This window comes from Bradyrhizobium sp. ORS 285, assembly GCF_900176205.1.
Classification (GTDB): Bacteria; Pseudomonadota; Alphaproteobacteria; order Rhizobiales; family Xanthobacteraceae; genus Bradyrhizobium.
On sequence record NZ_LT859959.1, the window covers coordinates 2,265,125 to 2,285,272 of the forward strand.

19 protein-coding genes are annotated in these 20,148 nt (G+C 64.1%); 13 read left to right on the forward strand and 6 right to left on the reverse strand.

Features of this window, described 5'->3' with window-relative positions; translation table 11 throughout:
* On the reverse strand, positions 1-1,326 hold the full coding sequence (locus BRAD285_RS10275) for a hypothetical protein (RefSeq protein WP_006610628.1): 1,326 nt from the start codon (positions 1,324-1,326) through the stop codon (positions 1-3).
* A gap of 920 nt (positions 1,327-2,246) precedes the next feature.
* Here BRAD285_RS10275 and BRAD285_RS10280 point away from each other — a divergent pair.
* The 13 genes from BRAD285_RS10280 (at position 2,247) to cyoB (ending at position 16,264) form a co-directional block, all read left to right on the forward strand.
* A complete protein-coding gene (locus tag BRAD285_RS10280; RefSeq protein WP_006610627.1) occupies positions 2,247-2,951 on the forward strand; it encodes an RNA polymerase sigma factor in 705 nt (234 codons plus the stop codon).
* A 154-nt stretch (positions 2,952-3,105) separates the two neighbouring features.
* Positions 3,106-3,933, forward strand: coding sequence for a flagellin (locus BRAD285_RS10285; RefSeq protein ID WP_006610626.1), 828 nt, complete (start codon positions 3,106-3,108; stop codon positions 3,931-3,933).
* Positions 3,934-3,994: 61 nt separating this feature from the next.
* Entirely contained in the window at positions 3,995-5,710 is a 1,716-nt protein-coding gene (fliD, locus tag BRAD285_RS10290) for a flagellar filament capping protein FliD (protein ID WP_006610625.1), read from the forward strand.
* Positions 5,710-6,135, forward strand: a complete 426-nt coding sequence (fliS, locus tag BRAD285_RS10295; protein ID WP_006610624.1) for a flagellar export chaperone FliS — start codon at positions 5,710-5,712, stop codon at positions 6,133-6,135. Before fliD ends, fliS begins: the two co-directional genes overlap by 1 nt.
* Positions 6,136-6,368: 233 nt before the next feature.
* Positions 6,369-6,641, forward strand: a complete 273-nt coding sequence (locus BRAD285_RS10300) for a hypothetical protein (RefSeq protein WP_035645340.1) — start codon at positions 6,369-6,371, stop codon at positions 6,639-6,641.
* A 358-nt stretch (positions 6,642-6,999) separates the two neighbouring features.
* Positions 7,000-7,665 (forward strand): flagellar hook assembly protein FlgD, encoded by a 666-nt coding sequence (locus tag BRAD285_RS10305; protein WP_006610622.1) that lies wholly within the window; start codon positions 7,000-7,002, stop codon positions 7,663-7,665.
* A gap of 22 nt (positions 7,666-7,687) precedes the next feature.
* The gene (gene flgE / locus BRAD285_RS10310; protein ID WP_006610621.1) at positions 7,688-8,926 is read left to right on the forward strand and encodes a flagellar hook protein FlgE; all 1,239 of its coding nucleotides are present in this window, start codon (positions 7,688-7,690) and stop codon (positions 8,924-8,926) included.
* Between the two features lie 2 nt (positions 8,927-8,928).
* On the forward strand, positions 8,929-9,198 hold the full coding sequence (locus BRAD285_RS10315) for a hypothetical protein (protein WP_006610620.1): 270 nt from the start codon (positions 8,929-8,931) through the stop codon (positions 9,196-9,198).
* Between the two features lie 16 nt (positions 9,199-9,214).
* On the forward strand, positions 9,215-9,667 hold the full coding sequence (locus BRAD285_RS10320; RefSeq protein WP_006610619.1) for a hypothetical protein: 453 nt from the start codon (positions 9,215-9,217) through the stop codon (positions 9,665-9,667).
* Between the two features lie 27 nt (positions 9,668-9,694).
* The gene (gene flgK, locus BRAD285_RS10325) at positions 9,695-11,452 is read left to right on the forward strand and encodes a flagellar hook-associated protein FlgK (protein WP_006610618.1); all 1,758 of its coding nucleotides are present in this window, start codon (positions 9,695-9,697) and stop codon (positions 11,450-11,452) included.
* Positions 11,453-11,467: 15 nt separating this feature from the next.
* Positions 11,468-12,376 carry a flagellin gene (locus tag BRAD285_RS10330; RefSeq protein WP_006610617.1) on the forward strand — a complete coding sequence of 303 codons (909 nt, stop codon included), beginning with the start codon at positions 11,468-11,470 and terminating at the stop codon, positions 12,374-12,376.
* A 105-nt stretch (positions 12,377-12,481) separates the two neighbouring features.
* Positions 12,482-14,251, forward strand: coding sequence for an SDR family oxidoreductase (locus tag BRAD285_RS10335; protein WP_006610616.1), 1,770 nt, complete (start codon positions 12,482-12,484; stop codon positions 14,249-14,251).
* Positions 14,252-14,263: 12 nt separating this feature from the next.
* Positions 14,264-16,264, forward strand: a complete 2,001-nt coding sequence (gene cyoB, locus BRAD285_RS10340; protein WP_006610615.1) for a cytochrome o ubiquinol oxidase subunit I — start codon at positions 14,264-14,266, stop codon at positions 16,262-16,264.
* Between the two features lie 53 nt (positions 16,265-16,317).
* Here the strand turns inward: cyoB and BRAD285_RS10345 are convergent, their stop codons facing one another.
* From BRAD285_RS10345 to BRAD285_RS10365, 5 genes are all read right to left on the reverse strand, one after another.
* The gene (locus BRAD285_RS10345; protein WP_006610614.1) at positions 16,318-16,860 is read right to left on the reverse strand and encodes a hypothetical protein; all 543 of its coding nucleotides are present in this window, start codon (positions 16,858-16,860) and stop codon (positions 16,318-16,320) included.
* A gap of 147 nt (positions 16,861-17,007) precedes the next feature.
* A complete protein-coding gene (locus BRAD285_RS10350) occupies positions 17,008-17,421 on the reverse strand; it encodes a BA14K family protein (RefSeq protein WP_006610613.1) in 414 nt (137 codons plus the stop codon).
* A 154-nt stretch (positions 17,422-17,575) separates the two neighbouring features.
* Entirely contained in the window at positions 17,576-17,944 is a 369-nt protein-coding gene (locus tag BRAD285_RS35335; RefSeq protein WP_139020592.1) for a hypothetical protein, read from the reverse strand.
* A gap of 112 nt (positions 17,945-18,056) precedes the next feature.
* Complete coding sequence (locus BRAD285_RS10360; RefSeq protein WP_006610612.1) at positions 18,057-18,839, reverse strand: alpha/beta fold hydrolase; 783 nt, start codon at positions 18,837-18,839, stop codon at positions 18,057-18,059.
* A gap of 3 nt (positions 18,840-18,842) precedes the next feature.
* Entirely contained in the window at positions 18,843-20,138 is a 1,296-nt protein-coding gene (locus BRAD285_RS10365; protein ID WP_006610611.1) for an O-acetylhomoserine aminocarboxypropyltransferase, read from the reverse strand.
* Between the last annotated feature and the right edge of the window lie 10 nt (positions 20,139-20,148).

The window sequence follows — 20,148 nt, forward strand, 5'->3', positions numbered from 1 at the left end:
TCAGCGCCCTCGGGCGATGTTGGTGGGAAGCCGCGCAGCGTCTGACGCGGCGATCGCGCGGAACAGGTTGGGCGGCAGATGCTGTCCTGGCGTTACCTCGACCACGCGATTGGCGGCGAGAAGGGCGGCCTCTCGAGCCAGACGCGCGTCCTGTGGCCACGGGCAGAGCGAGAGTTCGAGGCGCGAGAAGCCGCCATGATCCCTGGTGAACGCTTGGGTGAGCGCCTCGATGCTCGCCGCAGTGATACGCGCATCGCTGGCTTCGGCGCCGCTGAGGATCACGGTGACGGCCGTCTTGGAGGGCTGGTTGGAATCGATCACCAGCAGGGGATCGCGTGCGCCGGCGCGACCGGCGCGCCGGGCCGAGCGAACCATCTCGGCAAATCCGGCATCGGGACCGAGATCGGCCGTGGTCGGTGTCAGATTGTGCACGATCGCAGCGTTGCGGGCTCCGGTCTCGCCGGCCACGGCATGATAGGAGCGGGGAAGCCAGACCGTATCGAGCGGCAGCTGTGACGAGACGAGGCTCCAGGTTTGATCGATGAGATAGCCGTCCCAGACGTCAGGGTAGGAGGAGGCGATCTCATGCCACGTGGTCAGCATCATCTCGGCGGCTCGCGACCGGCCGAAATAGAGCGTACGCGCGGACATCTCCCAGCCATTCCACTTGTGAACGGAGAAGTCGCAATCGACGAGCAGCGGCAGCGTCGGTGCCGCCTGCAGGATGACGTCGGGATCGACGAACAGCAGTGGTTCCGCCTGCCGCTGCCACATCCGCCGGATGAAGCTGGCCTTCTCGGCCGCGCTCACCACACCGCGATGACGCGTATCGATCGGCTCGAGCGCGAACGGCAGCCCGAGCCGCTGCAGCGAGCGGCGGAGATGATAGATGTGCAGATCGCCGAGAGTGTTCGGATGACAGGACACGACATGCAGCGCATCGGTCGGCAGCGTGAGGCTTGGCAGACGCCAGGCGAGTCCTCCCCACCATAATTCGTGCGGTCCTTCGGCGGAGGCCCCGACCGTGCCGAACTCGGTCAGCTTCGATTTGAGAAAGTCGAAGGCGGGATTTTCCCCGAACGGGATCACGACCGCGTCATGCGTCGTCAGCGAGCGGTAGAGCCGCTCGGCCCCGGCGCCGGTCGGCGGATCGATGACCACGATGGTGCGACCGCCGCGCGGCGAAACGCCATCGCTCCATGGAGCGAGCGGCCCGAATGTTCGCGACAACCATTGCAGGCGGCGTCGTTGTTGCTGGCTGACGCCGCAGCCGCGCAGCGCCTCCATGGCATCATCATCCGTACCGTTTGAATGTCGTCGCGTCATGCCGCGTCCTCCTGAACATCAAACGGATGACGCGTGCCAATCAGGCGCGTGGATCACGTCCGACGACGTGGACCATGCCGAGTGTTCGAGTGTGTCTCGGCGTCCCGACACGTCATGCGCGCTGTTTGTTTCGAAACGTTGCCCGACTGCTGCATGACGTTGCTGCTGGTGAGGCGGGCCGAAGTTTTTGAACAGTAGTTGAAGACGCGCTCTGCTCTCCAAGACAGAGGGAGAGGGGCCGGCGTCGCGCGCTATCTCAACAGAAAGGCGATTGCCGCCGATATCACTGCTTGAGTGAGTTGTTAGCTGGGTGACAAGCGCGAAACATTTCGAAATGTTTCTCTCAATTTTGTTTCTGAGATGTAACTCATAGGCGCGCAACAGCGTGCGGCCGATATGTGATGTCGATCGCGGTGCCTTTCAGAGTTGTCAGCTAATACAACGGACGAAACTGCAGGATCAGGCGCACAGCGATGCAAAAAATCGTCATGCGATTCAAAAATCGAGCAGGCGACAACTGACAGCGCCGAAAAATGCGATAGCTTCGTCGATGTGATTCGGAAAAATTTGCCGGGTGCGATCAGCGCTCCGCGGGGCGTCCGGATCGTATGCAGCCGCTTTTGTCCGATGTCAGCGGTGTGCTCGAAGGTCGCGTCTATACGTGTTGTCACTGCGTCTTCTGTTGAAATCGTCTTCCGGAATGAATCCTTGGCCATGCCGACCTGCGGCTCTGTGCTCCCCATGATGTCCTGGCACGCTCGCAATGTGCGGCAGAATTTGCCCGGCGCCCGGCAAAACATTCCACCTAAGCATCTGAAGAATAACGAAAATACTCCGCCTGTTTGTTCCGGTTGCGGCGTTCAACGATCGGAAGCCGTCTGCGAGCTGCGCATTCGGCATTGCGGGTTGGAGATGCGGAAATGAGCTACGCGCTGGACGTCTGGGCCCCGGCCGATGGCGTGTCTTCGAACGAGCCGGCAGCGGCCGAGATCGCCGTGGTGCCGTGGAGCGAGACGGCTCCGACCGTTCCGGACTGTGAGCCCGTCGTCGAAGCTGCCGTGTTCGACGAGGACAAGGAGCTGCTCGACCGGCTGGCCACCGGAGAGGAGCTGGCATTCCGTCTCCTGGTCGAGCGTCACGTCGACCGCGCCTATGCGATCGCGCTGCGCATCGTCGGCAACGCCGCCGATGCCGAGGACGTCGTGCAGGACACGATGCTCAAGGTGTGGACGCATCGTGGTCGCTGGCAGCACGGCCGTGCGAAGTTCTCGACCTGGCTCTATCGCGTCGTCAGCAACCGCTGCATCGATCTCCGCCGCAAGCCGCGTACTGAGAATGTCGACGTCGTTCCCGAGGTCGCGGACGGCAAGCCCGATGCGGTGAGCGTGATCGAACGCGCCGAGATGAGCGACATCCTCGAATCGGCGATGCAGCGGCTGCCGGAGCAGCAACGGGTGGCTGTGATCCTGTCCTATCATGAGAATATGAGCAACGGCGAGATCGCCGAGGTGATGGACACGACTGTGTCCGCCGTGGAGTCGCTGCTCAAGCGCGGGCGCCAGCAGCTGCGCGACATGCTGCGTCGGCACGAGCGCGACATCCGCGGCGCCTTTACTGATTGCTGACTTTACTGATTGCTAACCATGACATTCCCCGCGCAGGAGAATTCGCGCCTGATTCCCGTGAGTCCTTCCGTTTGATCGATCAGACGGGGCTGATCCGCACCGTCAGTCCTTCCACGATGCGGCGTGTCTTGCCGATCACCCAGGAGTTCTCACCGTGCCCGCCATTTCAACCAACGTCGCCGCCAACTCTGCTGTCCGCTATCTGAACATCAACTCCGCGCAGGAGACGAGCTCGCTCTCGAAGCTGTCGAGCGGCTCCCGCATCACCTCGGCTTCCGACGACGCCGCCGGTCTTGCGATCTCCACCCGCATCTCCTCGGACATCACCACGCTGCAGCAGGCTGCGACCAATGCCTCGCAGGCGACCTCGATCCTGCAGACCGCCGATGGCGGCGCCTCCAACATCAGCGACATCCTGGCGCGCATGAAGTCGCTGGCCTCCGAATCCGCATCGGGCACCACCGTCGACAGCAGCAGCCGCAGCTACATCCAGTCGGAATTCTCGCAGCTCATCAGCGAAATCGATTCGATCGCGACCGGCACCCGCTACTCTGGAACCAGCCTCCTGGACGGCACCAGCTCGTTCTCCTCGGGCGTGTCGGTGCTGGTCGGCTCGTCGGCCAGCGACACGATCAGCATCCACCTGTCGAGCCTCACCTCGACCGCGCTCGGCGTGACCTCGCTCGACGTCAGCACCCAGACCGGCGCGACGGCGGCGCTGACCGCGCTCGATACGGCGATCAGCAACGTCTCCCAGGCGCGAGCCGATATCGGTGCGCAGGAATCGCGCTTCAACTTCTCGGCCGACTCGATCTCCACGCAGACGCAGAACCTGCAATCCGCCAATTCGGCGATCAAGGACGTGGATATCGCCTCCGAGCAGGCGAAGCTGTCCTCGGCCCAGGTGAAGACCCAGGCCGCCGTGTCGGCGGAAGCCGCCGCCAACCAGATCCCGCAGTACCTCTTGAAGCTGCTGGGTTGAGCCGTGAGCCGCCGGACCGGCGCCACGCCGGTCCGGCGATGTTGTTGGAGGACGTCGACGAATGACCGTGAGCAGCGCCACCTCGAGCACCAGCAGCACGACGTCGTCGTCCTCTTCGTCGTCTTCGAGCTCCAGCAGCTCGCTCACGACCTCGGGCACGAGCACCACGAGCACGATCGACTGGAGCGCACTGATCAGCTCGGCCGTCGATGCGAAGCTCACGCAGGCGACCCAGATCTCAACGAAGATCACTGCCAACGAGGCCAAGATCACGGCCTATCAGACATTGCAGACCGACTTGAAGACGCTGTCGTCGGGTCTGGCGTCCTTGGCGACGTCGGTGGTCAACTCGCTCGCGACCAACGTGTTCGCGACACGGTCGGCGACGATCAGCGCGACGGGCGATGTCAGCGCATCGTCTGCGCTCTCGATGTCGGTAAGCAACGGCGCAGCGACCGGCAGCCATACGCTGACCATCAGCCAGATCGCCACCGCGCAGAAGGTGACGGGAACGGCGCAGTCGAGCCAAACCGACGCCCTCGGCTATTCCGGAACGTTCTCGCTCGGCCTCTCGGGAGGCTCCACCGCCGATATCACGGTGACGAGCAGCATGTCCCTGCAGGACGTGGTCAGCGCGATCAATGCGCAGTCCTCGACCACGAACGTCGAGGCGTCGATCGTCCAGGTGTCGAACGGGTCGTACCAGCTGGTGCTCACGGGCACCAAGGACGCAGCCGACATCACCTATTCCAGCTCATCCGGCGACGACATCCTCAATAAGCTCGGCGTGACCGACAGTTCGGGGGCGTTCTCGACGGTGCTCCAGACCGCGCAAGCCGCCGAGTTCACCCTCGACGGCATCAGTCTCACGCGCGACACCAACGACATCACCGACGTGCTCAGCGGCGTCACCTTTGACCTGTTGCAGGCGACGCCGTCCGGGACAACGCTCAACGTCACGATCGGCACCGATACGAGCCAGATCTCCTCGGCGCTGCAGACCTTTGTCACCAACTACAATGCGTTCCGTGATGCCGTGGTGGCGCAGCAGGCGACGAATTCCGATGGCACGGCCTCGTCGAGCGCAGTGCTGTTCGGCGACGGCACCATGCGCCAGATCATGAATTCGCTCCAGTCCGTGCTCGGCACCTCCGTCGGCGGCCTGACGATGGCGGATCTCGGTCTGTCGTTCAACGAGAAGAACGAGCTCGAACTGGACACCAGCACGCTGTCGACCATCCTCAGCACCAACCTCAGCGGCGTCACGACGCTGCTGTCGGCTCAGACCAAGACGTCGTCCAGCCAGCTTAGCGTGGTCAACACCGGAACGTCGCCCCAGTCCTTCACGCTGGACCTCACGGTGGACTCGTCGGGGACTCTAACGGGGGCAGCCGTCGGCGGTGACAGCTCACTGTTCACCGTGAGCGGTAACACCATCATCGGCAATTCCGGAACCATCTATGCCGGCATGGCCTTCACCTATAGCGGCTCGACCTCGCAATCGATCACCGTGACCTCGACGCAAGGGCTGGCGACGCAGATCTACCAGATTGCGAAGACGGCTTCGTCCACCAGCGGCTCGCTGCAGACATTGATCGACAATCTGACGTCCCAGGACGAAACGATGCAGTCCAAGGTCAACGATATCGAAAGCGCCGCCGCGACCTTCAAGACGCAGCTCACGGCACAATATGCGAAGTATCAGGCCGCTATCGAGAGCGCCAACAATACGTTGACCTATTTGAAAGCCCTCCTCAACGCGAGTTCGAGTAACTGATGACCCAGAGTTCGATGGCCCAATTCGCAAGCCAGGCCTATCGCGGCGCAGCCGTGGCCGTTCCGCCGTTGCGCGCGGTGATCATGCTGCTCAACGGAGCGGTGAGCTATCTGCAGAAATGCCTGCAGGCCCAGGAGGCGCGCCGGTTCGAGGAGGCACATGGGCACCTGACGCGCGCGACCGCGATCCTGCGCGGATTGAGCCTGCACCTCGATCCCGCACGCGGCGGCGCCGTGGCGGACCGGCTGTTCGAGACCTACAATGCGCTGATCCTCGCCGCCTTGCGGGCCTATGGCCGTCCCCACATGCGCGAGAATTTCCGGCGCATCATCGACAGCCTGCTGGACCTGCGGCAATCCTGGGAGGCGGTCGATGCGGCTGCACGGAGCGCGCGCTCTCCGATTGATTCGGCCAACCGGCGGTAGTCCACTCGAATCAGACGAGGTTGCATCGCGGAAACTTCGCGAAACCGAGCAGAAATGGGCTGCATTGTCGGCCCCCTTGGGTATCCGGTGCAGCCTCTCGTACACACGCATCCCGGAATTTACGGGTTTTGGGACGCAAGTCCGCGCTCGATCGTCCCAATCGGCTGATATCAATTTCGTTCGTTCGCTGAATGCTTTATGAAGCATCCAGAGAGCGCTGGATCGAGCGGACGATGGACGTCAAGGAATTTGAGGATCTGATCGATCGGCTGGGGGAGGACGTCTCCCAGTGGCCCGCCGAGCAGCGCGAGGCGGCCTCCGACCTGCTCGCAACTTCTTCCGAAGCTGTCCGATTGGTCTCCGGGGCTCGCCTCGTTCGCGAGGCGCTGGCCTCGCCGCCGGTTCGAGCGCCGGCAGGTCTGGCAGGCCGCATCCTGGCAGAGGCCAAGCGTCTGACGCCCGAAGAGCCGGCAAGCGCCGCAGCCGACGCTCATCAGCCCGGCTGAGCGCCGGAGGTTCTGCGGTTCGGTCGCGGAGCCTGTGCACCGCGCTCGCCGTGTGACAGTTCTCTCATGCCAGCCTGTGCAACCTGACCGCACTCAGCCTCGGCTGCCATAGATCATGTCGGCCCCCGCGGCAGCATGCTCTCGCGGATGGCGGGATCGCCAGGCTCTGCACCCGGCGATTTTTGCCTGCTATGCCCAATCGCTCGGCGGCAAATTCTGCCGTCAAATCAACTAATTCAACCAACTAATTGTGCGCCTGAATTCGGCTCTCCGGCCGTTTGATCAGCAAACGCCTCCATGACGATCGGAGGTGCGCTGTGTCCCACCGTGATCTGCGGTGAGAGCCGGAGTTCAGCCCATGACAGTTTCCGCGACAAGCTCGTTGACCGCAACCACCGCCACATCGACGTCCTCGTCGAGCGACTCGCGGACGACGCTCAGCTCGACCGATTTTCTCCAGCTTCTGACGAGCGAGCTGCAGAACCAGGATCCGCTCAACGCCACGAGCGTGACCGATTTCGTCAACCAGATGACGTCCTACGCCAATTACACGTCGCAGCAATCGCTCAACACCAGCATGACCTCGCTGGCCAGCTCGTTCTCGAGCCTGGTGACGCTGAACTCGGTCAACTACATCGGCCACACCGTCGAGGCCAAGACGGATACTGCCGTGCTCTCCAACGGCACGGCAAGCTTCGGCTATTCGCTATCCTCGGCAGCGTCGAACGTCTCGATCTCGGTCAAGGATTCCTCAGGAAACACGGTTTGGTCCGGCACCGGAACCGGCAACAAGGGGACCAACTCGTTCACCTGGGACGGGACCGATTCCAGCGGCAATCAGCTCAGCGACGGCGGCCAATACACCATCTCCGTGACCGCGACCGACTCCGCGGGAAATTCGGTGCTCAACTACACCACCGTCACCGGAACGGTGACGGGGATCGACACCTCGACCAGCACGCCCTCGCTGACCGTCGGCGGCGTGTCGGTCAGCGCCAGCAACATCATCGGCGTCACCTCCTGACGGCAGCATTCGGAGTACACACATGAGTCTTTCTGGAGCCTTGTCTTCGGCCATCTCGGCGCTCAACGCGCAGAGCTCGTCGCTCGCGATGATCAGCGATAACATCTCCAACGCCGATACGACCGGATACAAGACCACGTCCGGCCTGTTCGAGCAGCTGGTGACGGCGTCGAGCAGCGCCAAGTCCTATTCGTCCGGCGGCGTATCGGTGTCAGGCCGATCGAACATCACGCAGCAGGGCCTGCTCGCGGCCACGACAAATGCGACCGATGTGGCCATCCAGGGTTCGGGCTTCTTCGTCGCGACCAGCTCCACGGGGGCAGGCGGCGAGACGGTCTATACGCGCAACGGCGCATTTTCGACCGACAATGCCGGCTATCTCGAGAACAGCGGCTACTACCTGGAGGGCTGGCGCACCGACGCAAGCGGAAACGTGACCGGTAACGGTCTCGAGCCGATCAACACCAAGGTGGCGCTGACGAATGGCGGCGCGACCACCAAGACATCGCTCGCGGCCAATTTGCCGGCTGATGCGGCCAGCGGCGACACGTTCAGCAGCTCGATGACGGTGTACGACTCGCTGGGCCAGTCGCACACGCTCAATGTCACCTGGACCAAGAGCGCGACCGCCAACCAATGGACCGCCGATATCGCGCCAGCCACCGCGTCGGACGGCACGGTAACCAGCGGGACCTATACGATCGACTTCAACTCGGACGGCTCGCTCAGCACCGTCTCGTCGACCAATCTGGGGATCAACTGGACCAACGGCGCGGCGGCCAGTTCGATCACGCTCAGCTTCGGCACCACGGGCGGCGGCACCGACGGTCTGACGCAGCTGGCGTCGGGCAGCACGACGCCGAGCGTCTCCAATTTCAGCGCCGAGTCCGACGGCATTTCCTTCGGAACCTTGAGCAGCATCGCGGTCGGCAAGAATGGCCTTGTCGAGGCGACCTATTCGAATGGACAGACCGTCCCGATCTACAAGATCGCGGTGGCGACCTTCGCCGATCCCAACGGCCTCGTGGCCCATAGCGGCGGCATGTACACGTCCACGGCGACCTCGGGGAATGCCACCCTGCAGGCGTCCGGCGAGAACGGTGCGGGGACGATCTACGGCAGTGAGCTGGAGTCGAGCACGACCGACACCACGGGTCAGTTCAGCAACATGATCTCGGCGCAGCAGGCCTATTCGGCGGCATCGCAGGTCGTCTCGGCGGTGAACAAAATGTACGACACGCTGATCTCGTCGATGAGGTGATCATGGCCGAGTTGAAGAGGGAGCGGATCGGCGAGGGCGCGGCTCTGCTGAAGAAGCTGCGCCGGCTCAAGCTGCGCACTGCGGCCGCCGGAAAGGACGACCGCGCGCTGCTGCTGGCGCTGATGGACGATATCGAAACGGTCCGACGCAAGCTGCTGCGCGAATGCGCGCAGCTCGAGGAAGAGTTCAAGGTGGCCGCCGTCCGTGTGACCGCCTTGAACACCTACGCAAAGGTTGCGCAAGCGAGCCGCCGCCCGCTGCGTGAGCACTGAGATTGGGAGCGACAGGATGAGACACGCAATCCAGGCCGATCAGCCGGCCGCGACCGAGCACGAGGTGCGGACGTTGATCGCGCTGATCGACGAGCTGATCACGGTGGTGATGGAGGAGAACATGGAGCTCGCCAAGGGGCTGCCGGCCTCGCGCTCCAAGCAGCTCGACGACAAGAACAGGCTGGCGGGCCTGTTCGAGCAGAGGGTCGCCGAATGCGCCAGGCGGACGGCGAGTCTGAATGTGCGTGATCGCGTGCTGCGCGAGCAGCTGATGGAGCACATTCTCAATCTCCGCCTGGCGATGGATGAAAATCTCATGCGCCTGCGGGCCGCGATCGAAGCGAGCAACCGCCGCATCGACGCGATCATGCAGGCCATCCGCGAGCAGATCGCAAGCGCCTCGCCCTATGGGGCGAGCGGACGGCGCACGGCGCGTGCGACCTCCTGCGGAACGAACCTCAGAGCATGACGGCGGTAGAGCTGCGGGAGTAGGGCGATGTCGCTCGATATAGCACGGCTGGTCGCGTTCAGCGGCATCTCCGCCACCGAGCTGCAGATCAGTGTAGCCTCGTCCAACATCTCGAATGCCGATACCGAGGGCTACACAAGGAAGTCGGCCACCCAGGTGGCGGATGTCACCGGTGGAGTGGGAACCGGGGTCTCCATCACCGGAATATCGAGCAGTGTGGACAAGCTGCTGCTGAAATCCCTGATCGGGGCGAACTCGGAGCTCGGGGCGGCTGACAGCACCAACAGCTATCTGACACAGCTGCAGCAGCTGTTCGGCAGCGCATCGACATCGGGCACCTCGACCACCGGCACGTCGCTGGCAAATTCGCTGGCGTCGCTGGAGTCTGCGTTGTCGTCGCTGGCGAGCTCGCCGAGCAGCGTTTCGCTGCAATCCGCCGTCGTCAGCGCGCTGGATGATTTCGCCAGCCAGCTGCGCAGCACGTCGAGCGGCGTGCAGACCCTGCGCGGCAATGCCGACAAGGATATCGCCTCGTCGGTCAAGAGCGTGAACGATGATCTGCAGCAGATCGCGGATCTCAACGTCGAGATCCGCAAGATGGCCGCATCCGGCCAGTCGACCGCGGATCTGGAGGACGAGCGCAACACGGCGCTGCAGGATCTGTCCTCCTACATGAACGTCAGCTATTACACGGCGTCCAACGGCGACCTCCAGGTCTATACGTCTTCGGGACGGGCGCTCGTCGACAGCTCGGCGCACACGCTGAGCTATACGGCTTCGGCGAATGTGTCTGCGTCGACGAGCTATGCCTCTGGCGGCTTCAGCGGCATTACGGTCGACGGGGTGGATGTCACGTCGCAGATCACGTCCGGCAAGATCGGCAGCCTGATCACGCTGCGGGACAGCACGCTTCCGGCGGTGCAGAGCCAGCTCGATCAGCTCGCGTCGCAGCTGAAATCGGCCCTGAACAGCGTCACCAATGGCGCGTCGGCGGTGCCGCCGCCGACCAGCCTGACCGGATCGGCGAGCGTCAGCAGCACGACGGCGATGTCGGCGTCGGGCACCGTGCGCATCGCGGTCGCCGACCAGAGCGGCAATCTGGTCTCCTACCAGGATCTCGATTTGTCGTCCTATGCGACGGTGGGTGATCTGGTCTCCGCGCTCAACGGCATCTCCGGAGTTTCTGCGTCGCTCGACTCCAGCGGGCATTTGTCGATCAGCGCGACGTCGTCGGCGAACGGCATTGCAATCAACGACATGACGAGCGCGATCGGCGGCAGCGGATTCTCTGACTATTTCGGCATGAACGATCTCGTGACCGGAACCGGCGCGTCCAATTTCGCGGTCAACAGCAGCATTCTGAGCGGGGCGGCCGGACTGCCGACCGGCACGCTGGATAGCTCTGCGACATTGACGACCGGAAGCCAGGTCCTGACATCGGGCTCGGCGTCTGTCATCAACCAGCTTTACGACGCCTTGACCGGCTCGACCAGCTTCGCGTCCGCAGGCGGCTTGAGCGCGACGACCGGCTCCTTCGCGGATTATGCGGCGGCGATCGTCGCCAACGTCGCCAGCAAGGCCTCTCAGGCCTCCAGCGCCTATACCGCCAAGTCCACGGCGCAATCGAGCTATGCCAGCTCGCTGTCGTCGCAGTCGGGCGTCAATATCGACGAGGAGACGGCGCGGGTCAGCGCGCTGCAGAACAAATATGCCGCGGCCTCGCAGCTGATCTCGGTCGTCAACAGCATGTTCTCGTCGCTGCTCACCGCCGTGCAGTCGACCTAGTCTGGAGCTCACGCCATGACGATGCGGGTCGCGACCTTTGCGAATTCCGACCAGATGATCTCCGGTGCGTTGCGTACGCAGGCGACCATGAGCACGCTTCAGGTCCAGGAATCCTCGGGGCTGAAAGCGGAGTATCTTGCCGGCTACGGCGCCGACACCCAGCACGTGGTCAATCTTCAGGTCTCGGTGACGCGGGCACAGTCCTATATCGATGCCGCGACCCTGGCCGACAGCAAGGTGCAGGTGATGTATTCCGCCGTGGGACAGGTGTCGGATATCGTCAGCCAGTTGCGGACTGCGCTGAGTGCTGCGAGCTCCAGCAGCAGCACGGCGACGACGTCGGCCATCAGCTCCGCGCAGCAATTGCTGCAGCAGATGTCCGGCATTCTCAACACGCAGTATGACGGACAATATCTGTTCGCTGGCGCGCGGACCTCGACGGCAGCCGTCGACACCTCGGCCTTTGCGTCCGGAACCGGTTCGTTGACCACGGCCGATACGAGCTATTACCAGGGAGACAGCGAGCTTGCTTCGGTCCGGGTCTCCGACGGCCAGTCGGTCACCTACGGCGTGACGGCGGACAATTCCGCGTTCGAAGAGGTGATGCGCGTCCTGAAGTTCGTGGCCAACAGCTCGTCCCTGTCGGGAACCGACATCACCTCGGCGCTTACGCTGGCGGATAAAGCCGTGGATGATGTCGCCACCGTGCAGGCCAAGCTGTCGGACGCCGCATCCCGGATCGAGAGTGCCAAGTCGCAACAGACCGACTTCAAGAGCTATGCCGAGAGTCTCGCGACCGACCTCACCAGCGTCGATGTGGCGGCCGTCACCGCGCAGCTCTCGACTTATCAGGCGCAGTTGACGGCGTCTTACAGCGCCATTTCCAAGATCCAGGGACTCAATCTCGCGGATTATCTGCGATAAGGCGCCGGCGCGCCCGACGCTGGGTGCGGGAACTTCCGCAGCTGTGATTGAAACCATGATGCGTCGAGAAGGTTTGTTGACGGGCCAACCGTCGGCGGACCTTTCATGGATCAAGCAACTCAGCCTCGAATCATCGGCCACGGCTTGCGGCCGGTGGCAGACAATGTCTGGATCGTCGATGCCGGCCGGATCAACGCCGCCGGCCTGCCGCTTCCTGTCCGCATGACGGTGATCAGGCTGTCGAGCGGGGACCTGCTGCTGCACTCGCCAACGCGCTTCTCTCATGCGTTGCGAGAGGAGCTGGAGCAGCTCGGGCCGATCAAATATCTGCTCGCCCCGAACGTGGCGCACTGGATGTTCCTGCCGGACTGGCAGGCGGCATTGCCCAATGCCAAGGTGTACGCGGCGCCCGGCTTGGCTGATCGGTCGCAAGTGCGCCGCAGCGGCCTGCGGATCGATCGCGAGCTGACCGACGTCACGCCCGACGAATGGTCTGAAGACCTCCAACTCGTGCTCGTCACCGCGCCGATGTTCACGGAGGTTGCGGTGTTCCATCGGCCGAGTCGGACCCTTGTCCTGACCGACCTCGTGCAGAACCTCGCGCCGGAAGGCCTCGGCATCCCGTCTCGTGCGGCGGCTCATCTGCTCGGGATCACCGCGCCTGACGGCAAGGCTCCCGCTTACCTCAGGCTGCTGCTTCGCCTGGGTGGTCGGGCTGTGCAACTCGCTGCGGCCCGTCTCATTGCGCTGGCACCTGAACGTGTCATCTTCGCCCATGGCCGATGGTTCGAAACGGGCGGCACCCAGCAATTGCGACATTCGCTCGGCTGGCTGCTGGATGGATCCCCCGAGGCCCGCCGGCTGATGCGCGATCTCAGGGGAAAACGTGTCGTGATCACGGGTGCCTCCAGCGGCATCGGTCGCGCGACGGCACTTGCTTTGGCGCGGGAAGGGGCGAGCCTGGTTCTGGCAGCTCGGCGCGAGGACGTGCTGAAGGACGTGGCGGCCGAATGCGAGACGTTCGGTGGACGCGCCGTCGCGGTCGGGACCGACGTGACAAACGCAGATGCGGTCAAGCAGCTCGCCGAGCGGGCGGTGCAGACCTTCGGCGGCATCGACGTCTGGATCAACAATGCCGGCACCGGGGTTTTCGGTGCCTATCAGGACGCTGACATTGCGCTCCACCGCAAGACCATCGAGGTCAATCTGTTGGGCACGATGAACGGCGCTTATGCCGCCCTGCCGGTGTTCCTGCGGCAGCGGCGGGGCACGCTGATCAACAACATCTCGCTCGGCGGCTGGGCGCCGACGCCGTTCGCCGCAGCGTATACGGCGAGCAAGTTCGGCTTGCGGGGCTTCTCGGCCAGCCTGCGCCAGGAGCTCGCCGCTCACCGCGATATCCATGTCTGCAGCGTGTTTCCGGCGATGGTGGACACGCCCGGTTTTGTGCACGGCGCCAATGTCTCCGGCCGGAATCTCGATCCCGGGCCGCTGTTGTATCGCCCCGAAGATGTTGCCGAGACGTTCGTTCAATTGATCCGCGCGCCGCACGATGAAGTCGCCGTTGGCTGGCCGGCGCGCCTCGGCCAGATCTCCTATGCGCTGGCTCGCTGGCCGACCGAACGGTTCATGAGCACGGCCTTTCGCTTTCTGCTGTCGCGCGCCAAGATCGCGCCGCGCAGCTCCGGCGCCGTGCTTGCGCCGATTCCGGCCGGCACAAGCGTGAGCGGCGGCTGGCTCGCACGCAAGAAGCTGCCGGCCGCCGGGCAGCTCAGCAAGATCGGCCTCGCTGTCGGCATCGGCGGGATGGCGCTGCTGCTGGCGACACGAAGCCGCGCTGCGCGCCCGTCGCCTCGCAAGCGTTCGCATCGCTGATCTGGAGGCATCATGCTGGGGAAGCTCACCTGGTCGGCCATTCCGTTCGGCCAGCCGATTCCGCTGATCGCCGCAGGCATCGTTCTCGCCGGCATTCTCGGCGTGCTCGTCTGGGTCGTCGTCAAGGGCTACGTCCCCTATCTCTGGCGGGAGTGGATCACGAGCGTCGATCACAAGCGGATCGGCGTGATGTACATCCTGCTCGCCTTTGTCATGCTGCTGCGCGGCGGCACCGATGCGATCATGATGCGCACACAGCAGGCCGTGGCTTTTCATTCCAACGGCTATCTGCCGCCGGAGCACTACAACCAGATCTTCTCGGCGCACGGCACGATCATGATCTTCTTCGTGGCGATGCCGTTCGTGATCGGCCTGATGAACCTGATCGTGCCGTTGCAGCTCGGAGTCCGTGACGTCGCATTTCCCACGCTGAACTCGGTTGGGTTCTGGCTGACGGCATCGGGTGCCTTGCTGGTGAATGTCTCGCTGGTGGTCGGCGAGTTCGCCCGCACCGGCTGGCTGCCGTTTCCGCCATTGTCCGAGGTGACCTATTCGCCTGGCGTGGGAGTGGACTACTATATCTGGGCGCTGGAGATATCCGGCGTGGGGACGCTGGTCGCCGGCATCAATCTGGTTACGACCGTGCTGAAGTTGCGCACCCGGGGCATGAGCTATCTGCGCATGCCGATGTTCTGCTGGACCACGCTCGCCTCCAATCTCCTCATCGTCGCGGCGTTCCCGATCCTCACGGCGACGCTGACGATGCTGATGCTCGACCGCTATTTCGGCTTCCACTTCTTCACCAACGAGGCCGGCGGCAACATGATGATGTTCATGAACCTGATCTGGGCCTGGGGGCATCCCGAGGTCTACATCCTGGTCCTGCCGGCCTTCGGCATCTATTCGGAGGTGGTCGCTACATTCTCGAGCAAGTCGTTGTTCGGCTATCGCTCGATGGTGCTGGCGACGATGGCGATCTGCGTCATCTCGTTCATGGTCTGGCTGCATCATTTCTTCACCATGGGGGCGGGACCCAACGTGAACGCGATCTTCGGCATTGCCAGCATGATCATCGCGGTGCCGACCGGCGTGAAGATCTACAATTGGCTGTTCACGATGTATGGCGGGCGGGTGCGCTTCACGACGCCGATGCTGTGGTCGGTCGGCTTCATGATCACCTTCATGATCGGCGGGCTGACCGGCGTGCTGGTCGCGGTACCGCCGGCGGACTTCCTGCTGCACAACAGCCTGTTCCTGGTCGCGCACTTCCACAACGTCATCATCGGCGGCGTGCTGTTCGGTGCATTCGCGGGGGTCACCTATTGGTTTCCGAAGGCCTTTGGTTTTCGTCTCTATGAGAGCTGGGGCAAGGCGGCGTTCTGGTTCACGTTGATCGGCTTCTACGCCACCTTCATGCCGCTCTATGTGGTCGGTCTGCTCGGCATGACCCGGCGCATGCAGCATTACGATGTCGCCGAATGGCGGCCCTGGCTGGCGGCGGCGACGTTCGGCACGGCGCTGCTGGCGATCGGCGTCATCCTGCAGATCCTCCAGCTCGTCTTCAGCATCCGCGACCGCGCGCTGCTGCGCGACACGACCGGTGATCCCTGGGATGGCCGCTCGCTGGAATGGGCCACCTCATCGCCGCCGCCCGTGTTCAACTTCGCAGTGTTGCCGAATGTGACGGGGCAGGATGCGTATTGGCGGATCAAGGAAAACGCCAAAAGCCAGCAGCTGCACACCAGGGACAAGGACTATCAGGATATCGAGCTGCCAAGGAATTCCCCCACAGGATTCGTCTGCGCGTTCTTCGCCACGTTGATGGGATTCGCGCTGATCTGGCACATCTGGTGGATGGTCGCGCTCGGCGCAATAGGGGCCTTCGCGACATTCGTCGTGTTCGCCTGGCGCGATCACGACGAGTATGTGATCCCGGCGGCGGAGGTGGCGCGGATCGATCGCGGGATGATCGAGGCGCGGCAGGGATTCTCGTCGGCGGCCGGGGACGCGTGAAAACGCGCGTGGCCGGTGCGGGCAGGCTCGCCGCCCGCACCGGCCAGCTCACCTCACCAGCGATGATGCGTGCTGATCACGCCATGGCCGTGTCGGTGGCCGAAGTGCCGGCCGCCATACAGGCCGTGATGATGATGACCCCAGCCCGGGCCACGATAGTAGCCGTAGCTGTGCCGCCAGGGCCGCGGGCCGTAGGAATAGCCGTAGCTGCGATACACCGGACGCGGCGCGTAGGTGTAGCCATAGCCGCCATAATACGGGCGAGAGCCGTAATAGCCGCCATAGCCGTAGGGGGACGAGGCGTAGCGGTATCCACCGTAATAGGGGTAGGGCGCATAGCCGCCGCCATAATAAGACGGCGCGGCAACCGCCGAGCCGATCACGGCGCCGGCCAGGAGACCTGCGCCGATCGCGGCGCCGCCACCCCAGCCACCATGCCAGCCATCATAGTGGACCTGGACCGCGTTCGAGCTCTCGGTGCCCGTCCTTGCCGCGGCGGAGAGCGATGTCAGCGGTGCGGCGGAGGCGGATTGCAGCGTTGCAAAAGATAATGCGCCGGCGAAGGCGAGTGTCGCGGCGGCTTTCAAGGTGACCATCCTGGGTTCTCCTGTTGAAGTCAGGGTGTTGCTCAAACCGGATGCGTTGATCTTCGTTGCAGCTGTCGCGGCGGACGTATTGTCGCGGGACATTGCTCTGACGGAACAGTCGATGCCGGTGTGGACCGGCATCGACACGTCATCGTGTTACGGGCAGGAACGACGGCGACCATCATTGCCGAGATAAGTGCCGGAGCGCGGGTCGTAGGACCGGTAGCGCTGGGCGCAGTACGTCTCGGCTTCACCAGCCTGGGCGCGGCTGTTGGCAATCGCGCCGCCGATGATCGCACCGGCCGCCAGGCCACCGAGCACGGCTGCTCCTGAGCCGTTGTGATGGTGGCGATAGCCGTACTGATAGCCGTGGCGGCGGCCGAGGCCGGGGTGCCAATCATGTCCGCCGCGCCAGTGGCGATACTGAACCTGCTGGATGCCAGCGGTGTCGTTCACGGCAGATGCCGGCGCCGGATTGTTCGGCATCATCGGGGCGGCGGCGAGTGGCGTCACCGCTGATAGCGTCATGGTGCCGATGGCGGCGACCGTCAAAAGTTTGCGCAGCTGCATCTGCGTGCTCCTTTCTGTTCTTGAGATACGAGGAGCAACGTTTCGCCACAACTGCCCGTTCCGCGTCATGCTGCCGCCTCAGCGGTGGCACAAGGTCGCATTGGCGCCACAACGTCGCAGCGGCCTCATGGGCCGCTGCGATCTCACATGCGCATCAGCGCGGCGGGACGACGCCGTTCGATGGCGGCGTGGTTGTGTTGCGCATGCCGGGCGGGCTCGATGCGCCCTGGCCGCCACGCTCGACATGGCTCGGTCCGCCGCCACCCGCGCTGCCCGATCCCGAGCCACCGGCCGATCCTCCGGCAGATCCGCCTGCACCCGCGCCGGCGCCAGCACCGCCTGCACCCGCACCACCGGCTCCCGAGCCGCCAGCTCCGGCACCCGCGCCGCCGCCGGCTCCACCACCTGCTCCGCCGCCCGCACCACCACCGGATCCACCGCCGCCGCCTTGCGCGAAGGCTGCGCCGACGGAGCCGGCCGCGATCACGGTCGCAGCCACTAACGTGAGAATTGTCTTACGCATTGTTGCGCTCCTTGAGGTTTCACCAACCACCAATCGAGCCCATTAAAGCGCGTTCCTAATTCTCATCGGCGCAAAGGTCGCGGCATCAGCCTGATCGAAGCGCGGAACTCAACTAATCGATCAGCGCATCGAGCAGCGCATCCGGACATTCGGCCATCATCGTATGTCCCGCACCGGGAAGAACGATCGTGCGCGACTGCGCAATCGCCGCGGCGAGCGCCTTGCCGGCTTTCACGGGGGTCATCATGTCCTTCTCGCCGAGGATCAGCCGCGTCGGCACCTTGATCTGGGCCGCCGATGCCAGCGCATCCTGATAGTTGTTGCAGGCGGAGAGATCGTTGAACAACACGCCGGGCGCGCAGCGTTCCAACGTCGCCTGCGCGCCGCCATGCATCCACAGGCCCGGCGCGCGGCTGCCGCCGAGCTCCGCCGCAAAGCCGAGGCCCCAGATCGAGACCATGTCGATGGCTGCATGATCGTTGGCTTCAGCGGCCTTCAGAAGATCCGGCCCCACGGTCATCGTCGCCGCGGTGCCGATCAGGCTGAGCGCCGAGACGTGCTCCGGATGACGCGCTGCGGTGTCGAGCGCGATCAGCGACCCCATCGAATGGCCGATCAGGTGAGCAGCCTTGGCGTTCACCGTCTGCAAGAGCGCAACGATCCAGTCGGCCATTGCAGGAATCGTCGGCAGCGCCGGTCCGCTGGAGCGACCATGGCCGGGCAGGTCGGGCGCCAGCACGGCAAAGCCGTGATGCGCGAACCAGCGGCTGTGCAGCGCCCAGACCGAATGATCGAAGCCGGCGCCATGCACGAATACGACCGCGGGCAGGGACGAATCGAAGGCGCGGCCGCCGGTGGCGACGAAGACATCGTGATCTCTGATGGACAGTTGCATGGCTCACACCTTCTGCGAGGCGCGCAGCGCCTGTCCGAGATCGTCGATGATGTCCGAGACCGCCTCGATGCCGACCGACAGCCGGATCAACTCCTCGCCGATCCCTGCGGCCGCGAGCTGCGCGGCGTCCATCTGCTGATGCGTGGTGGAGGCCGGATGAATCACCAGCGTCTTGGCGTCGCCGACATTGGCGAGATGACTGATCAGCTTCAGGCTCTCGATGAACTTGCGGCCCGCGGGGCGGCCGCCCTTGATGCCGAACGAGACGATCGAGCCGGCGCCGCGCGGCAGCAACTCCTTGGCGAGCGCATGGTCCGGGTGCGTCTCCAACGAGGGATGCAGCACCCAGTCGACGGCCTTGTTGGCGGTCAGCGCCTTCAGCACCGCGCGCGTGTTCGCGACATGGCGCTCCATCCGCAGATGCAAGGTCTCGACGCCCTGCAGGAGATGAAAGGCGTTGGTCGGCGACAGGCAGGCACCAAAATCGCGCAGGCCTTCGGTGCGCGCGCGCATGATGAACGCGGCGGTGCCGAACTGCTCGTCGAAGACGATGCCGTGATAGCCGGCATAGGGCTCGGTGAGCTGGGGGAATTTGCCTGAGCCGCGCCAGTCGAAGCGGCCGCCGTCGATGAGCGCGCCGCCGATCGCGATGCCATGACCGCCGAGCCACTTCGTTGCGGAGTGCATCACGATGTCGGCGCCTTGCGCGATCGGCTGACTGAGATAGGGCGTGGCGAACGTGTTGTCGATTAAAAGCGGCACGGTGGCTTCGTGCGCGATTGCTGAGACCTTCGGGATATCAAGCACTTCGAGGCCGGGATTGCCGAGCGTCTCGCCAATGAAGAGCCGCGTATTCGGCTTGACGGCCGCGCGGAAGCCGTCGAGGTCGCGCGGCTTGACGAAGCTCGTGGTGATGCCGAAGCGCGGCAGCGTGTGCGCGAGCAGGTTGATGGTGCCGCCATAGAGCGAGGAGGAGGCGACGATGTGGTCGCCGGCATTGAGGATGGTGGCGATCGCCAGATGCAGCGCCGCCTGGCCGCTCGCCGTGCAGACCGCGCCGACGCCGCCTTCGAGCGCGGCGAGCCGCTCCTCGAGCACAGCTGTCGTCGGGTTGGAAATGCGGGTGTAGATGTGGCCGGCGCGTTCAAGATTGAACAACGCGGCGGCGTACTCGGTATCGTCGAACACGTAGGACGTGGTCTGATAGATCGGCACCGCGCGGGCGCCGGTTGTGGGATCCGGATGCTGGCCCGCATGCAGGCTCAGGGTTTCGAAGGCAGGCTGTTTCGGCGGCGGCATGCGGGGCTCG

Bases quoted from the DNA above. Each gene is read 5' to 3' on its own strand.
- flgK (WP_006610618.1), top strand. From the start codon at position 9,695: ATGTCGCTCGATATAGCACGGCTGGTCGCGTTCAGCGGCATCTCCGCC.
- BRAD285_RS10300 (WP_035645340.1), top strand. From the start codon at position 6,369: ATGGACGTCAAGGAATTTGAGGATCTGATCGATCGGCTGGGGGAGGAC.
- BRAD285_RS10275 (WP_006610628.1), bottom strand. From the start codon at position 1,326: ATGACGCGACGACATTCAAACGGTACGGATGATGATGCCATGGAGGCG.
- BRAD285_RS10360 (WP_006610612.1), bottom strand. From the start codon at position 18,839: ATGCAACTGTCCATCAGAGATCACGATGTCTTCGTCGCCACCGGCGGC.
- BRAD285_RS10320 (WP_006610619.1), top strand. From the start codon at position 9,215: ATGAGACACGCAATCCAGGCCGATCAGCCGGCCGCGACCGAGCACGAG.
- cyoB (WP_006610615.1), top strand. From the start codon at position 14,264: ATGCTGGGGAAGCTCACCTGGTCGGCCATTCCGTTCGGCCAGCCGATT.
- BRAD285_RS10280 (WP_006610627.1), top strand. From the start codon at position 2,247: ATGAGCTACGCGCTGGACGTCTGGGCCCCGGCCGATGGCGTGTCTTCG.
- BRAD285_RS10345 (WP_006610614.1), bottom strand. From the start codon at position 16,860: ATGGTCACCTTGAAAGCCGCCGCGACACTCGCCTTCGCCGGCGCATTA.
- BRAD285_RS10365 (WP_006610611.1), bottom strand. From the start codon at position 20,138: ATGCCGCCGCCGAAACAGCCTGCCTTCGAAACCCTGAGCCTGCATGCG.
- BRAD285_RS10315 (WP_006610620.1), top strand. From the start codon at position 8,929: ATGGCCGAGTTGAAGAGGGAGCGGATCGGCGAGGGCGCGGCTCTGCTG.
- BRAD285_RS10335 (WP_006610616.1), top strand. From the start codon at position 12,482: ATGGATCAAGCAACTCAGCCTCGAATCATCGGCCACGGCTTGCGGCCG.
- fliS (WP_006610624.1), top strand. From the start codon at position 5,710: ATGACCCAGAGTTCGATGGCCCAATTCGCAAGCCAGGCCTATCGCGGC.
- BRAD285_RS10350 (WP_006610613.1), bottom strand. From the start codon at position 17,421: ATGCAGCTGCGCAAACTTTTGACGGTCGCCGCCATCGGCACCATGACG.
- flgE (WP_006610621.1), top strand. From the start codon at position 7,688: ATGAGTCTTTCTGGAGCCTTGTCTTCGGCCATCTCGGCGCTCAACGCG.
- BRAD285_RS35335 (WP_139020592.1), bottom strand. From the start codon at position 17,944: ATGCGTAAGACAATTCTCACGTTAGTGGCTGCGACCGTGATCGCGGCC.
- BRAD285_RS10330 (WP_006610617.1), top strand. From the start codon at position 11,468: ATGACGATGCGGGTCGCGACCTTTGCGAATTCCGACCAGATGATCTCC.
- fliD (WP_006610625.1), top strand. From the start codon at position 3,995: ATGACCGTGAGCAGCGCCACCTCGAGCACCAGCAGCACGACGTCGTCG.
- BRAD285_RS10305 (WP_006610622.1), top strand. From the start codon at position 7,000: ATGACAGTTTCCGCGACAAGCTCGTTGACCGCAACCACCGCCACATCG.